This window comes from Streptomyces sp. NPDC043853, assembly GCF_056436025.1.
Genome location: NZ_JBWKDJ010000005.1, coordinates 50,369 through 65,718 on the forward strand (window position 1 = coordinate 50,369; position 15,350 = coordinate 65,718).

Annotated in this window: 11 protein-coding genes; 8 read left to right on the top strand and 3 right to left on the bottom strand. The window is 71.4% G+C overall.

Annotated features, from left to right (window positions below; genetic code table 11):
- Positions 1–75: 75 nt before the first annotated feature.
- From AC067U_RS15265 to AC067U_RS15285, 5 genes are all read left to right on the top strand, one after another.
- Positions 76–1,443: an MFS transporter gene (locus tag AC067U_RS15265; RefSeq protein ID WP_478830164.1), complete on the top strand. Its 1,368-nt coding sequence runs from the start codon at positions 76–78 to the stop codon at positions 1,441–1,443.
- 151 nt (positions 1,444–1,594) lie between these two features.
- Entirely contained in the window at positions 1,595–2,572 is a 978-nt protein-coding gene (locus AC067U_RS15270) for a FecCD family ABC transporter permease (RefSeq protein ID WP_478830165.1), read from the top strand.
- A 3-nt stretch (positions 2,573–2,575) separates the two neighbouring features.
- A complete protein-coding gene (locus AC067U_RS15275) occupies positions 2,576–3,664 on the top strand; it encodes a FecCD family ABC transporter permease (protein ID WP_478830166.1) in 1,089 nt (362 codons plus the stop codon).
- A gap of 1 nt (position 3,665) precedes the next feature.
- On the top strand, positions 3,666–4,502 hold the full coding sequence (locus tag AC067U_RS15280) for an ABC transporter ATP-binding protein (protein WP_478830167.1): 837 nt from the start codon (positions 3,666–3,668) through the stop codon (positions 4,500–4,502).
- Positions 4,503–4,578: 76 nt separating this feature from the next.
- The gene (locus AC067U_RS15285) at positions 4,579–5,640 is read left to right on the top strand and encodes an ABC transporter substrate-binding protein (protein ID WP_478830168.1); all 1,062 of its coding nucleotides are present in this window, start codon (positions 4,579–4,581) and stop codon (positions 5,638–5,640) included.
- Between the two features lie 63 nt (positions 5,641–5,703).
- On the opposite strand, the gene AC067U_RS15290 is transcribed toward AC067U_RS15285, so the two are convergent.
- The gene (locus tag AC067U_RS15290) at positions 5,704–5,907 is read right to left on the bottom strand and encodes an MbtH family protein (protein ID WP_478830169.1); all 204 of its coding nucleotides are present in this window, start codon (positions 5,905–5,907) and stop codon (positions 5,704–5,706) included.
- Between the two features lie 40 nt (positions 5,908–5,947).
- Entirely contained in the window at positions 5,948–7,606 is a 1,659-nt protein-coding gene (locus tag AC067U_RS15295) for a (2,3-dihydroxybenzoyl)adenylate synthase (protein WP_478830170.1), read from the bottom strand.
- A 299-nt stretch (positions 7,607–7,905) separates the two neighbouring features.
- Between AC067U_RS15295 and AC067U_RS15300 the strand changes: the two genes are divergently transcribed.
- Together AC067U_RS15300 and AC067U_RS15305 are read left to right on the top strand one after the other, a co-directional pair.
- The gene (locus AC067U_RS15300; protein WP_478830171.1) at positions 7,906–11,430 is read left to right on the top strand and encodes a non-ribosomal peptide synthetase; all 3,525 of its coding nucleotides are present in this window, start codon (positions 7,906–7,908) and stop codon (positions 11,428–11,430) included.
- The gene (locus tag AC067U_RS15305; protein WP_478830172.1) at positions 11,423–13,717 is read left to right on the top strand and encodes a salicylate synthase; all 2,295 of its coding nucleotides are present in this window, start codon (positions 11,423–11,425) and stop codon (positions 13,715–13,717) included. The genes AC067U_RS15300 and AC067U_RS15305 overlap by 8 nt, the downstream gene beginning before the upstream one ends.
- A gap of 167 nt (positions 13,718–13,884) precedes the next feature.
- Here AC067U_RS15305 and ddaH read toward each other — a convergent pair whose 3' ends face one another.
- On the bottom strand, positions 13,885–14,697 hold the full coding sequence (gene ddaH, locus AC067U_RS15310; RefSeq protein ID WP_478830173.1) for a dimethylargininase: 813 nt from the start codon (positions 14,695–14,697) through the stop codon (positions 13,885–13,887).
- A 319-nt stretch (positions 14,698–15,016) separates the two neighbouring features.
- Between ddaH and AC067U_RS15315 the strand changes: the two genes are divergently transcribed.
- Entirely contained in the window at positions 15,017–15,334 is a 318-nt protein-coding gene (locus AC067U_RS15315) for a chorismate mutase family protein (protein WP_478830174.1), read from the top strand.
- Positions 15,335–15,350 lie beyond the last annotated feature (16 nt).

Consider the following 15,350-nt stretch of genomic DNA (forward strand, 5'->3'; position numbering starts at 1 on the left):
GCCTTATCTTGCTATCGTTGGCCCGCTCCGCCGGGCGCCACCGGCGGTAAACAAACCCCAGGTGGAGGCCCGGAGTTGCGTATCAAAGAGCTGGCACTGGATCTCTCTCCGCTCCGGGCCGGCGGTCCTCTGGGGCTCGTCCTGGCGGCCCGCGTCCTCGCCTTGCTGTGCATAGGACTCACCTCCGTGGGCGTGGTGGTCCAGGTCTACGAACGGACCGGTTCCTCGGCGCAGGTCGGCATGGTCAGCCTCGTCCTGGCCTCCGGGCTGCTGCTCGGATTCCTGGGCGGCGGCGTCCTCGCCGATCGGCGGGACCGCAAGGGGCTGATCCTGGTCGGCAGCGGATGGGCGGTGGTCACCTTCGCGGTGCTCGCCGTGAACGCCGCGGCCGAACAGCCGTCGTTGTGGGTGGTCTACGTGACCGGCGCCCTCTTCGGCTTCACCGAAGGGGTCGCGGAGACCGCGCTCACGGCTGTCCTCCCCGCTCTCGTCAGCGAGGAGCACATCCCGGCGACCGGGGCCCTGGTGACCGTCACCACCACCCTCGGCTCGATCGCCGGCCCCATGCTGGGCGGCGTGCTGATCGCGGGCCCGGGACTCGCCACGACGTTCGCCCTCGCGGCGGCGGGCACCGCGGTCACCACCCTCCTGCTGACCAGGCTGGCCCCCATGCCCCCCACCGGGGACGGGGCTTCCGGTGACGACCTGACGGAATCGGAGGAAGGGTCCGGCGTTTCCCCCGCGGATGGCGCCCACCCCGGTGACGGCGGCGCCCTGGGAGCCCTGCGCGAAGGCTTCCGGTTCATCGGCGGCAATCGTGTCGTGTCGGCAGTCCTCGTCATCGACCTGTGCGTCGCCGTCTTCGCCACGCCGCAGGCGCTGTTCCCCGAGATTGCGGAGCGACGTCTCGGGGGCGGCCCCGAACTGGTTGGCCTGCTCACCACTGCGCCGCTGATCGGTTCGGCGCTGGCCTCCCTCACCTCCGGGTGGACCGGCCGGACGCGCCGCCACTGGCGTGTCCTGTGTGCTGCCGTGGCCGGCTGGGGACTGGCCTGCCTCGGCTTCGGCCTCAGCCCCTGGCTGGGCCTCGGGTTGGTCTTCCTGGCCCTCGGCGGAGTTGCGGACACGGTCTCCGAGATCATGCGCCGGACGCTGCTGATGACCCACACCCCCGACCCGCTCCAGGGACGGGTCAGCAGCCTGTGGCTGGCCCAGGCCATGACCGCTCCCGCGCTGGGCGGGGTCATCGCCGGCCTGGCCTCCTCGGCAGTGGGGCCTGCTGCGGCAGTCGCGGGCGGCGGAGCGCTGTGCCTGACGACCCTCGCCGTCGTCGCCCTGCTCTACCGTCAACTCTGGCTGGATTCAGACCAGGTGGTCGGTGACGATCGTGGAAACGACGAGATCGGACACGGGGATAACAGAGGGGCAACAGCATCTGCATAACGCTTGCTGGCTCGTAGTTAGGTATGGCTATCCTTTCCGGGTGCTTCCCGATTCTCCCCCTCCGCGCGGTGCGCGTGGGGGGACCCCCAGCCTGACCGCGGCGCCCGTTCCACCGCCCAAGGCGGCCTCGCGTCGGACTGCTCCACATCTCGTGGCCGTTCCCGTGTGCCTGTTCGTCCTGGTGTTGCTGTGCGCGGCGTCCCTCGCACTCGGCACCAAGTCGATCCCGCCCGACCGCCTCCTCGACCTGCTGCTCCATCCGGACGGGAGCGAGGAGTCCGGGATCATCCATCAGATGCGTGTTCCCAGAACGGAGTTCGGGCTCGTCGTCGGTGCCGCCCTCGGCATGTCCGGGGCGCTGATGCAGGGGCTGACCCGTAATCCGCTCGCGGACCCCGGCCTTCTCGGTGTGAGCGCCGGGGCGTCGCTCGGTGTCGTGGTCGGCACGGGGCTCCTCGGTGTCACGGCCGTCTACGGCTACGTGTGGTTCGCGTTCGTCGGCGCGGTCCTCACCATCGCCCTCGTCTACGTCCTCGGAGCGGCGGGCCGGGGCGGTGCGACACCGGCCAAGCTGGCCCTCGCCGGCGCCGCCGTGTCGGCCCTGCTGCTGTCCCTCGTCAATGCGGTGCTCCTGTTCGACGCGGCGGCACTCGGTGACTTCCGCTTCTGGGCCGTCGGTTCGCTGACGGGCCAGCCCGCAGAGGTGCTCGCGGGGGTGCTGCCCTTCATCGGGGCAGGCGCCCTGCTGGCTGCCTTCACCGCGCCCGCGCTGAACAAACTCGCGCTGGGAGACGGACTGGCCACCGCTCTCGGGCAGAACGTCGGCAGGGTCCGGATCCGCGGTGCGGTCGCCGTCACTCTGCTGGCCGGTGGTGCGGTCGCCCTCTGCGGACCGATCGCCTTCGTCGGACTGGTCATCCCGCACATCGCCCGCCGCTTCACGGGACCCGACCACCGCTGGATCGTTGCCTACTCGGCCCTGCTCGGACCCTGCCTGCTGATCGCCGCCGACCTGGCCGGGCGGCTGATCGCCCGCCCCGACGAACTCCACGTCGGCATCGTCGTCACGGCGGTCGGCGCGCCGTTCTTCATCCTGTCGGTCCGCCGCCGCCGACTTGCGGAGCTCTGAGAGATGCCCACCACCCTTGCAACGGCACCCGCGCGCACCGGTACCCGGTCCGCCGGTGGCGTGGTCCTGCGGGTGCCCCGGACACGGGCCTCCTGGATCGTCCGCCCGCGCAGCATCCTGGTCACGCTGGCGCTCGCGGCCGCCGTCTGCCTCGCCTTCGTCGTCGAAGTCGCCTACGGTGAATTGGACTTCCCGCTCTCCGAGGTCGCCGGCGCCCTTCTCGGCGGCGGAGATCCGGCGACCCATATGGTGGTCCACGAACTGCGCCTGCCGAGAGCCCTCGTGGGGCTGATGTGCGGGGCGGCCTTCGGTGTCGCCGGTGCCATCTTCCAGACCCTCACCCGCAATCCCCTGGCCAGCCCCGACGTCATCGGCATCTCGGCGGGCGCCGGGACCGTGGCGACGGCGGGCCTGCTGTTCGGCGTCGGTTCCGGAGTCGGACTCCAGACGTTCGCCCTGGCCGGAGGGCTGGGTGCCACGGCTGTGATCTATACGCTGGCCTGGAAGGGCGGCACCACCGGCTACCGCATCGTCCTGGTCGGCATCGGCATCGCCGCCCTGTGCACCAGTGCGACGAGCTACCTCCTGCTCAAGGCCGGCGTGTACCAGGCCCAGCAGGCCCTCATGTGGCTCACCGGCAGCCTCAACGCCCGTGACTGGAGCCACGTGGGCCCGCTGGCAGTGTCCCTGGCCGTGCTCCTGCCGGCCGTGGCGCTGGTGGGGCCGTGGCTGAACGGGCTGCAACTCGGGGACGAGACGGCCAGGGTCCTCGGACTGCCGGTCCAGACCGCCCGGATCGCCCTTCTGGTGGTGGGCGCGGCCCTCGTGTCGTTCGCGAGTGCCGCGGCCGGCCCGATCGCCTTCGTCGCACTAATCGCCCCCCAGATCGCGCTGCGGCTGGTCAACGCCCCCGGCCCGGCGCTCGTACCGTCCGCCCTGGTCGGCTCCCTCGTCGTCCTCGTCGGCGACGTGATCGGCCGCCAACTGCTGGACGGCACCGAACTTCCCGTGGGTGTCGTGTGCGGTGTGCTCGGCGCCCCCTGCCTGCTCTGGCTGCTCGGCAGGTCCAACCGCACCGGATCAGGAGGCTGAAGTGGACGAACGACCCCAGGGGCTGGTGGCGGAGGGACTGACCCTCGCCTACGACGGCCGGCGCGTCGTCGAAGGCCTCGACGTGGTCATCCCGGCCGGCAAGGTCACCGCTGTGATCGGGGCCAACGCGTGCGGCAAGTCCACACTCCTGCGCGGACTCTCACGCCTGCTAACGCCCGAGCGCGGCTCGGTGTACCTCGACGGTCAGCTCATCCACACCCTGCGGGGCAAGGAGCTGGCACGCCGGCTGGGCATGCTGCCCCAGTCCCCGGTCGCGCCGGAGGGCATCACCGTCCTCGACCTCGTCAAACGCGGCCGCAGCCCGCACCAGTCCTGGTGGCGGCAGTGGTCGCCCGAGGACGAGCAGGCCGTCTACGACGCCCTGGAGGCCACCGGGCTCACGGAGCAGGCGGACCGCAGCGTGGACGAACTCTCCGGCGGTCAGCGCCAGCGGGCCTGGATCGCCATGGCCCTGGCCCAGGGCACCCCCGTACTGCTGCTCGACGAGCCCACCAACCACCTCGATCTCGCCCACCAGATCGACATCCTCGACCTCGTCGTCGATCTGAACCGGGAACAGGGCCGCACCGTCGTCCTGGTGCTCCACGACCTCAACCACGCCTGCCGCTACGCCGACCACGTCATCGCCCTGAAACAGGGAAAGATCGTCACCCAAGGCGCGCCGGCCGACGTCATAGACGAGGACCTCGTCTCCGAGGTCTTCGGGCTCAGCTGCAAGGTCATCGACGATCCTGCAGGCGGCGGCCCGCACATCATCCCCTTCGGCAGGCACCACGCCGACGCCCGCGAGGCGAAACCGGCAGCCGCAGCCGGCTGACCGGCACTCCACACCCTCCCCGCGCACCACCACCCCGCACGATCCCGCGGCAATCGCCGCGCCCGGAAGGACAACCATGCCCATCTTCAACAACGCCCCGGCTTCCTCGGCGCAGGACATCCGCCCCGACCGCCGCCGCTTCCTGGCCCTCGCCGGCATCGTCGCCGCCGCGCCGCTGCTCGCCGCCTGCGGCGGTTCCGACAAGCCCGAGGACTCGGACAAGGCTTCTTCGGGCAAGCCCGCTCCGAGCGGTCCCTGGAGCTTCACCGATGACCGCGGCAAGAAGATCGAGCTGGCCAAGCGCCCCGAACGCATCGTCGCCCAGTCCCACCCGGCCGCGGCCCTCTGGGACTTCGGGATCCAGCCCGTCGGCATCTTCGGCCCGCAGAAGACCGAGGACGGCAAGCCCAGCCCGCAGATCGGCAACGTCGACCTCGCGAAGACCACCTCGGTCGGCACCGCGTTCGGCGAGTTCCAGATGGAGAAGCTGATCTCGCTCAAGCCCGAGCTGATCGTCACCATCGCGTACGGCCCGATGGTCTGGTACATCCCCGAAGACGTCATGAAGAAGGTCGAGGCGGTCGCCCCGATCGCCGTCATCCAGCTGATGGGCGTGGCGGTTCCGGACGCCGTCAAGCGCTTCGGCGAGCTGGCCGCGGCCCTTGGAGCGGACCCGGAGAGCGCCGCGGTCAAGAAGGCGAAGGCCGAGTTCGAGGCGGCCGCGGAGGGCGTGAAGAAGGCCGCCGAGGCCAAGAAGGGCCTGTCGGTCGCCGTGGTCTCCGGCACCAAGGAGAACTTCTTCGTAGCCGACCCCGCCTTCCACGGCGACGTGAAGTACTTCCAGCAGCTCGGCCTCGACATCGTCAAGCCCGAGAAGCCCGAGGCCGGCTTCGAGTCCCTCAGCTGGGAGCAGGCCGGCCGCTACAAGGCCGACCTCGTGCTCGAGGACTCGCGCCCCGAGGGCGGCCTGACCCACCAGCAGCTCGACGCCTACCCCACGTGGAAGGCCGCTCCCGCCGTTCAGGCCGGCCAGGTCACCGACTGGCAGACCGAGACCCCGTTCACGTACCAGCGTTTCACCAAGGTGCTGAACGACCTCGCCGCGGCGGTCTCCAAGGCCCGCGTCGACGTCGTCTGACCGGAGATCCCATGAGGAAGGCCCCCACCGCGTGCGCGGTGGGGGCCTTCCGGCGTCGAGACGTCAGGAGGCCTGCGCCACGCTCCGGGGGCGCAGGTCGGTCCAGGCCGTCTCGATGTATGCCACGGCCTCCGGCCGGCCGACCGGGCCGAGCACGCTCTGCCAGCCGTCCGGGGCCGTCTGGAACGACGGCCACAGGGAGTGCTGGCCCTCGTCGTTGACGAGCACCAGGAAGGTGCCGTTCTCGTCGTCGAAGGGGTTGGTCATGAGGTGGTGCCTTTCTTGAACGGGACGGGAGGGACGGGACTCAGGCCTGGTCGGAAGAGGTTCCGGAAGAGGTCAGCCGGGCGCGCAGAGCACGCTTGTCGATCTTCCCGATGGCAGTGAGGGGGAGGTCGGTGACCGTGGCCACCCGGTCCGGCAGCTTGAACGCGGCGACACCACGCTCCAGCAGGAACCCGCGCAGCTCCTGCACCGTGGGACCGTCGGGGCCGGCCGGCACGACGACCGCGCAGATGCGCTCTCCCTCGCTGCCAGGGTCGGGAATCCCGACGGCGGCGCAGCGCCGCACCTGCGGGTGGGCGGCCACATGTGCCTCCACTTCCTCGGCGGAGACCGTTTCGCCGTTGCGGTCGATGGTGTCCTTGACCCTGCCTTCCACCACGAGGTGCCCGGAGGGGAGCTGCCGGACGAGGTCCCCCGAGCAGTAGAAGCCGTCCGGGGTGAAGGCGACGGCGTTCACCTCGGGGGCGCGGTAGTAGCCGCGCAGCGTGTACGGTCCGCGCACCAGGAGTTCACCGGCCTCACCGGGCGGGACCTCCCGGCCGTCGGCGTCCACGATGCGCAGCTGGTCGTCCCCGCTGAGCGGGCGTCCCTGGGACACGGCGACGAGCTCGGCGTCGTCCTCGGAACGGGTGTAGTTCAAGAGCCCCTCGGCCATGCCGAAGACCTGTTGGACGGCGCAGCCGAGGGCGTCCGGGATGGTCCGGGCGAGGTCGGCGGAGAGCTTGGATCCGCCGGCCTGCAGGACGCGGAGACTGGAGATGTCGGCCGGGTCCCACTCCGCCGCGTCGATCCACAGCGGAATCAGCGGCGGTACCAGAGCGGTGTGCGTGACCCGCTCGGACTCGATCAGCGAGAAGGCGTCGCCGGGGGCGGGCGAGGGGGAGAGCACGACCTTGCCGCCGACCGACAAGGTCCCCAGCATGCCGGGACAGGCCAGGGGGAAGTTGTGCGCGATCGGCAGGCACGCGAGGTACACCGTGTCCTGATCGAGTTCGCACGCGGCTGCGCTGGCCCGCGCGTTGAACCCGTAGTCGTTGTGCGTCCTCGGGATCAGCTTGGGAACCCCCGTCGTGCCGCCCGACACCAGCAGGAGGGCGACGTCCGCAGGGTCGGGGTCGGCGAAAGCACGGGGCTCGGCGTCCACCTTGGCCAGTGCGGTGTACGGTCCGGGGTCACCCGCGACCAGCACGTGCCGCAGCTCGGGAGCCTGCTCCAGAACGGCGGCGGCCAGCGTCCGGTAGTCGAAGGCCCCGTACTCGTCGGCTATCACATAGGCCACGGCGCCGGACAGCCGCGCCAGATGGCCGATCTCGGTGATCCGGTGGGCCGGGAGCGTGAGCGCGGGAATGGCCCCCAGGCGGGCCAGCGCGAAGAACAGGACAGGGAACGCACCGTTGTTGGGGAGCTGGACCAGGACCCGGTCGCCGGACCGGATGCCGAGGTCGGCGAGGCCGGCGGCCATCCGGTCGGCGCGCTCGTCGAGCTGACGGTAACTCAGCCGCTCGTCGCCCGCCACGATCGCCGGACGGTCCTCGTACTCCTGCGCCCAGTGGCGGAGCAGCGTGCCGAGCGTGCGCCCGTCCCAGTGGCCGGCTGCCACGTAGCGGGCTGCGTCTTCCTCCGGCCAAGGGGTCAGTCCCGAAGGCAGGGGCGCGGGGGGCATGGTGGCGTTCTGGGTCACGATGGCTCGACTCTCGTGGGCCGGAGGGCGTCGCGCGCACCTCGCTGGTTTCCGCTCGTCAGGGCGTGGATGTCGAAACTGTTGGCGGCATCCACAATCATGTCTGGTTAGGTTAACCTAAGTCCCGTCGTTGCACACCTCCCGTCGCGAAGGGTGCTCAGGATGGTCATGTCTGTTGCCTTGTACGCCATTTGACATCGGTCCTACTGGGCCCCGCCGCCTCTGGCCGGTCTTCCGGAAGACGGCGAGCCAGGCCCACGACTCCTACACCACACGACGCGTTAGGAAGATGCCGCTTCATGTTGTCCATCGACGACCTCCGCCGTGTGGTCACCGAGCTGCTCGGCCCGGATGCCGAGCCCATCGGTGACCAGGTCAACCTCATCGAACTCGGCCTGGACTCACTCAAGCTGATGAGGATCGCGGACCGCTTCCGCCGGGCCGGGATGGACGTGGGATTCGCCGACCTGGCACGGCAGCCGACCCTGGCCGGTTGGGGAGTGCTGCTCGCCGCTGCCGCTCCGCAGTCCGCTCCCGCCGACGGGAACACCGCCGCCGCCACCGCAGCTCCGGCCGAACCTGCCGAGTCCGCTGAACTGCCCGACGAGCAGGAGCCCTTCCCGCTCGCCCTCATGCAGCACGCCTACTGGATCGGACGTGGTTCGCAGACCCTGGGCGCGGTGGCCGCCCACCTGTACACCGAGTTCGAGGGCAGCGGCGTCGACCCGGACCGCCTGGGCGCGGCCGTGGCCGCCCTCGCCGACCGGCACCCGATGCTGCGGGCGCGGATCCTCGACGACGGCCGGCAGGTCATCGGACCGTGGACCCGCGGCACGCGCATTCCCGTCCTCGACCTGCGCGACGCCGGCGAGGCGGAGGCCGAGCAGCAGGCGGCCCGGCTCCGCGAGGAACTCTCCCACCAGCTGCTGGATGTGTCGGCCGGTCAGGTCTTCGACGTGCGGCTCACCCGGCTGCCCGGCGGACGCACCCGGGTCCACGTGGACGTGGACATGCTGGCCGCCGACGCGCGCAGCTTCCGCGTCATGCTGGCCGACCTGGTCCACCTCTACGAGCACCCCGACCAGCCGCTGCCCGAACTCGCCTACAGCTACTCCCGTTACCTCGCCGAACGCCGCGCCCAGCCGCCGCGCCCCCAGGACGTGGCCTGGTGGCGCGACCGCCTGGGCGAACTCCCGGGAGCACCCGACCTGCCGACCCGCCCCGAAGCGGAACGCGGTCCGGCCAACCGGGTGACCCGGCTCCACCACTGGCTCTCGCCCGAACAGCGGGCCCGGCTCACGGAGCAGGCCCGCAAGCACGCGGTCACACCCGCGGTGGCCGCCGCCACCGCCTTCGCCGAGGTGCTCGGAGCCTGGAGCGGGGAGCCCCGCTTCCTGCTCAACGTCCCCATGTTCGACCGGCGTCCGCTCCACCCCGACGTGGACCGCCTCGTGGGAGACTTCACCAGCTCGGTCCTGCTGGACGTCGACCTGACCGAGATCCGCAGCTTCGCGGATCGGGCGCGCGACGCCCAGGACCGGATGCACTCGGCGGCCGCCCACTCCTCGTACTCGGGCGTCGAGGTCCTGCGCGACCTCTCCCGGGACCAGGGAACGCAGGTCCTGGCGCCGGTCGTCTTCACCAGCGCCCTCGACCTCGGTGAACTCTTCGGAGCCGACGTGGAGCGGGTCCTGGGCGAGCCGGTGTGGATCGTCTCCCAGGGCCCGCAGGTCCTGCTCGACGCCCAGATCACCGAACTCCACGACGGACTGCTCGTGAACTGGGACGTCCGCTCGGACGCGTTCCCCGACGGCACCGCCGAGGCCATGTTCGCGGCCTTCACCGACCTGCTCGGCCGCGTCGCGGAAGGTACCGCCTGGGACGTCCCGGTCGGCCCGCTGGCCACCCCCGCCCAGCTCGCCGTACGTGCCGAGGCCAACAGCACCGACGGCCCCGCACCCCGGAACCCGCTGCACCACGCCTTCTTCGTCCGGGCCGCCGAACGGCCGACCGCCCCCGCGATCCTCGCCGGAGACGGCACGGCCCTCGACTACGGCCGGCTCGCGGACCAGGCGCTGCGCGTCGCCGGAGCCCTGCGTGACCGCGGGGTCAAGCCGGGCGACGCCGTCGCGATCAGCCTCCCCAAGGGCCCCGAGCAGATCGTCGCCGTCCTCGGCGTCCACGCGGCAGGTGCCCATTACGTGCCGATCGGCATCGAACAGCCCGCCGCCCGGGCGGAGTCCATCCGCGAGCGGGCCGGGGTGACCACCGTCCTGGGCTCCACCGCCGGCCCCGGCCTCCTCGCCCTGGACGAAGCCGCCACCTGGCCCGACCCGCTGCCCGAGCCCGTGTACGCCTCGCCCGACGCGGTCGCCTACGTCCTGTTCACCTCCGGCTCCACCGGAGAGCCCAAGGGCGTCGAGGTCTCCCACCGGGCCGCCGCCAACACCATCGACGATCTCGTGGAACGACTCGGCCTCGGCACCGGCGACCGCACCCTCGCCCTGTCCGCCCTCGACTTCGACCTGTCCGTCTTCGACATCTTCGCCCCCCTGTCCGCGGGCGGCGCCGTCGTCACCGTCGACGAGACGACCCGCAAGGACGCCGCCGCCTGGACGGGCCTGGTCCGCCGGCACGCCGCCACCGTCCTCAACTGCGTACCGAGCCTGCTCGACATGCTGCTCACCGCGGCCGAACAGGACCCGATCGACGACACGCTGCGCGCCGTCCTCCTCGGCGGTGACTGGGTCGGCGTCGACCTGCCGGTCCGGCTGCACGCCCAGGTCCCCGGCTGCCGCTTCCTCGGCCTGGGCGGCACCACCGAGACCGCCATCCACTCCACGATCCAGGAGGCCGTCGGCGGGCAGGTACCCGCCCGGTGGACGAGCGTTCCCTACGGCACCCCCCTGCGCAACGTCCGCTGCCGGGTCGTCGACGCCCAGGGACGGGACTGCCCCGACTGGGTCGCCGGCGAACTCTGGATCGGCGGAACGGGCGTGGCCGACGGTTACCGCGGCGATCCGGTACGCACCGCGGACCGCTTCCTCGAACTGGACGGACTGCGCTGGTACCGCACCGGAGACCGCGCCCGCTACTGGCCCGACGGCACCCTGGAGTTCCTCGGGCGCGCCGACGACCAGGTGAAGATCCGCGGTTTCCGCATCGAACTCGGAGAGGTCGAGGCGGCCCTCGCGGAGCACCCGGCCGTCCGCCAGGCCACCGCCCTCGTCCTTCGCACCGGCCCCACCCCGAGGCTGTGCGCCGTCGTCGCGACGGGGGCCCAGGAGGCCGACGCGGCGGACATCCGGGCCCGTGCAGCCGAGCGCCTGCCCGCCCACATGCTGCCCGACACCCTCGCCGTGCTCGGCGAGATGCCGTTGACCGCCAACGGAAAGACGGACCGCCGCGCCCTGCGCGAGCTCCTGGCCGCGCAGCTGAAGACGGACGGCGGCTCCGCCGGAGCGCTCACCGCGCTGGAGGACGTGATCGCCCGCGTCTGGGCCGGCGTACTCGATGCCGGGGCCGTGGGCCGCGAGGACGACTTCTTCGCGCTCGGCGGCGACTCCATCCTCGCCACGCGGATCACCTCGCGGCTCCGCGAGGTCCTCGACACCGACGACGTGTCGGTCCACGACATCCTCTCCTCCCTCACCGTGGCCGACCTCGCACGGACGCTCACCGCCCGGGAGGAGGACGCCGGCCGCCTGGAGGCCGTGGCCGAGATCTTCCTGGAGATCGACGGTCTCTCCGACGCGGAGATCGAGGCGCAGCTGGCTGCCGAGGACGGCAGCGGAGCAGCTGCCGCGGGACCGGACCATGCCTGAGCATCCACGCGGGCCCGAAGGCGCCCTCGCCTCCCCATGGTTCCGCCGGTACGCCCCCCGGCCGGACGCCGCGGCACGCATCGTGTGCTTCGGCCCGGCCGGCGGGTCCCCGGCCTTCTACCGGGATTGGGCCCGAGCCGTTCCCGGAGACGTGGAGGTCCTGTCGGTGGTCCTCCCGGGGCGCGAGCGCCGCCTTGCGGAGCCCGCGGTGACACGCATGGCCGACCTGGCCGGTGCGCTGGCGCAGGCCGTCACCGGCTGCATGGACCGGCCCACCGCGTTCTTCGGGCACAGCATGGGCGCGTCCGTCGCCTTCGAGGTCACCCGACGCCTCGAACTGCAGCCGGGGCCCCGGCCCGTGGGCCTGGTCGTCTCGGGCCGCCCCAGCCCCCGCAGGCTGCTCGAGCACCCGTCCCCGGTGGCCGATTACGACGACCCGCAGATCATCGAGTACCTGCGCGGCCTGGGCGGGACCCCCGACGAACTCCTCGACGACCCGGAGGTCCGCGCGCTGATCATGCCTCCGTGCAGGGCGGACTTCCAGGTCATCGGCCGGTACGCACCCGACCTGAGCCGGCCCCGGATCAGTACGCCGGTGCGCGTGCTGCTGGGGGACTCCGACCCCGCCACACCCGCGTGGGACGCCCCGCGCTGGGAGGAGGTCGCGTCACGCGTCACTGCCACGGACGTCCTGCCCGGCGGGCACTTCTACCTTCTGGACCACCTGACCACCGTGGTCGACCACGTGCTGCGAACCCTGCGAGGCGAGGCGGACCCCTCCCCGAACCGGACGTCCGCGGCGCCCCGTTCCACCGATTCCCGCGGGACATCCCGCCCCACCGGACCAACCGACTCCGGGAAAGAGAGAGAAGTCGTGACCCTGGCCCCTGCCTACCATGAGCGCCGGATACCGCTGACCGGCGACGTGCTGAGCACCGCGGCTGCCCTGTCCGAAACCTCGGCGGATGCCTACGTGCTCTACGAGAACCGTGGCGCCGTCGGATGGGCGGAAGGAGAACACGGCACGATCACCGTCCACACGGACCGCACCACCCTCAGCGTCAAGAACCCCGGTGGCGCGGACACCACGGCGGTGTTCACGGCCGATACGGGCGTGCTCCAGGCCCTGGACCAGGCCCTGGCCGCCGTCCCCGTACAGGGCTGGCGCGCCTACGGCTGGGCGGCCTTCGAGCTCAGCTATCCCCTGCACGGGCTGCCCGCCGCCCCCGGCGACGCCCCCCTCGCCATGCTGGCCGTGCCGCTGCGCGAAGTGCGGCTGGAGGACGGCAGCGCCCTGCTCCGGGCCCTCGACGCCGACGAGCTCGGCGCCCTGGAGCAGCGGGTGCGCTCGGCAGCCGCCCTCGGCGGTGCCTTCGGCAGTACCCGGCGCGTGGTCGCGGACATCGAGAACCACGACGCGGACTCCTACAAGGCCGCCGTCGCGGGCGCCGTGGAGGAGATCCGCGCCGGAAAGCTCACCAAGGTCATCCTGTCCCGCGCCGTGCCCGTGAACTCGCCGGTGGACCTCCCCACCACGTACGTGGAGGGACGTCGCGGCAACGACCCGGCCCGGTCCTTCCTGCTGCGCCTGGGCGGCTGGGAGACCGCGGGCTTCAGCCCCGAGATCGTCGCCGCGGTCACCGACGCCGGGCACGTCGTCGCCCAGCCGCTGGCCGGGACGCGCGCCCTCGAAGGTGACCCGGAAGGGGACCGCGGCCGCCGGGCCGAGCTCTACCGGGATGAGAAGGAGGTCTTCGAGCACGCGGCCTCCGTGCGCCTCGTCGCCGAGGAGCTCCACCAGGTCTGCACCGAGGACTCCGTCACCGTGGACGACTTCATGTCCATCAAGGAGCGCGGCAGCGTCCAGCACCTGGCCTCCCGGCTCTCGGGCACCCTCGCGGAGGGGCGTACCGCCTGGGACGCGGTCGGCGCGCTCTTCCCCGCCGTCACCGCGTCCGGCATCCCCAAGGCCGAAGGCTGCGACCTCATCCGCCGCGCCGAACTGGGCCCGCGAGGCCTCTACAGCGGCGCGGTGCTGACCGTGGACGCGGACGGAACGGTGGACGCGGCGCTGGTCCTGCGGAGCATCTACCGGCACGAAGGCCGGACCTGGCTGCGCGCAGGCGCCGGCATCGTCGCGCACTCGACTCCGGAGCGCGAGCTGGAGGAGACCCGTGAGAAGCTGCGCAGCGTCTCGCGATTCCTCGTGCCCGCGGCGGAGGCTGCGGTCGAGGGTGGTCCCGAGGTTTCCGCCCTGAACGAGGAGTCCGCAGCGCTGGCCCGCTGAACCTCCACCGGCCCGGGACGGAAACACAACAGGCCGGGCGCCGCGCGTCAGAGCGCGGCGCCCCGCCCTGCCGATGGACCGGGCCACGGTCAACCGGTGGGGTCAGGCCATGTCTTCGGGCGCGTGGACCCGAAAGGTCCACGCGCCCGAAGGAGCGCTCTCAGCGATCAGGAAGCCTTCCGCAGCTCCAGCGTGCAGCACTTCACGCTGCCGCCGGCCTTGAGCAGCTCCGAAAGGTCGATTCCCCAGGGTGTGAAACCGCGTTCACGCAGTTGCCCGGCAAGGTCCACTGCTCCGTGGGGCAGAACGACATTGAGGCCGTCCGAGGTCGCGTTGAGGCCGAAGACACGCGCGTCGGCGTCGCCGGCGATCAGTGCGTCGGGGAACAGCCGACGCAGCACGGCCTGGCTGGAGGGAGAGAACGCCGGCGGGTAGTACGCGATCGTCTCGTCGTCCAGGACGGACAGGGCAGTGTCCAAGTGGTAGTAGTTCGGGTCCACGAGGGTGAGGCTGATCACCGGTCGGCCGAAGAACGCCTGGGCCTCTGCGTGCGAACGGGGATCGCTGCGGAAACCCGTCCCGGCCAGCAGCAGGTCACCCACGAGCAGGTAGTCGCCCTCGCCTTCGTTGACGAGTTCGGCCGTCTTCGGCTCGGGGAACCCGTTGGCGTGCAGCCAGTCCCGGTACGCCGGAGCCTCCGCGACGCGCTCCGCATCGCGGAACTTGGCCACGAGGGCCCGCCCGTCGATCACGGTGGCCCCGTTCGCGGCGAAGACCATGTCGGGCAGGCCCTCGACAGAGTCGATGAGTTCCACGGTATGGCCGAGATCCACGTACAGCTGGCGCAGCTGCTCCCACTGGGCCACGGCCAGAGCCGGGTCGACGGGCTTGCCCGGGTCCATCCACGGGTTGATGGAATAGACCACGTCGAAGTACGTGGGTCGGCACATGAGGTAGTGCCGGGGCTTCGCAGTGCGCATGGTGTGCGTTCCTGGGGTCATGGGCTGTCCGGGGTCCGGAGCCCGGAGGGGGAGGACGGTGGGGATGCCCAACGTCCTGCTCGGGATGTGGGAAGTGCCGTACCGAAGCTCTGTCACGGGCCTTGCCCGCCCGCTCCGTCACCGATACAAAGCAAACACGGGCAGTAAAGCAAGCCTTACCTAATATTCGCAACGGCGGGCTACGATGCAGGAGTTGTATACAAGGTCAGGCGCCGGAAGCGCGACCGACCGCCGACCCCACAGGGTCCGGGACTTGATCGTTCCGCAGCCGCCCGAGCTCTCACCGGAAGGAGTTGGGATGCCTACACCCCGAGATGGTTCCATCGAACAGGCGCACCGAAAGGTCGCGGAGCTGGACGACGCCGTCATCGATCTGGTCCGCAGGCGAACCGCTGCTCATGCAGAACTCGTCGCCCTGCGGGTCAAGGCCGGCTTGCCTGCCACGGAACTCACGCGTGAGAACATGGTCTTGTGGCGATATGACGAGGCGTTGGGTGCGGGCGGTACGGCGCTGGCCCTCCTTCTGATGGAACTCGGCCGCAGGGCTCGAGTGCCGAAGCCGAGCATCCCGGCCCAGGTCCGGCGCGAAGGGGAGTTGGTCCAGGCCGATCGCTGAAGGCCTCCTTGCGGGG

Excerpts from the sequence above, each read along its gene's own strand:
- AC067U_RS15275 (WP_478830166.1), top strand. The coding sequence starts at position 2,576 with ATGCCCACCACCCTTGCAACGGCACCCGCGCGCACCGGTACCCGGTCC.
- AC067U_RS15285 (WP_478830168.1), top strand. The coding sequence starts at position 4,579 with ATGCCCATCTTCAACAACGCCCCGGCTTCCTCGGCGCAGGACATCCGC.
- AC067U_RS15290 (WP_478830169.1), bottom strand. The coding sequence starts at position 5,907 with ATGACCAACCCCTTCGACGACGAGAACGGCACCTTCCTGGTGCTCGTC.
- AC067U_RS15300 (WP_478830171.1), top strand. The coding sequence starts at position 7,906 with ATGTTGTCCATCGACGACCTCCGCCGTGTGGTCACCGAGCTGCTCGGC.
- AC067U_RS15305 (WP_478830172.1), top strand. The coding sequence starts at position 11,423 with ATGCCTGAGCATCCACGCGGGCCCGAAGGCGCCCTCGCCTCCCCATGG.
- ddaH (WP_478830173.1), bottom strand. The coding sequence starts at position 14,697 with ATGCGCACTGCGAAGCCCCGGCACTACCTCATGTGCCGACCCACGTAC.
- AC067U_RS15315 (WP_478830174.1), top strand. The coding sequence starts at position 15,017 with ATGCCTACACCCCGAGATGGTTCCATCGAACAGGCGCACCGAAAGGTC.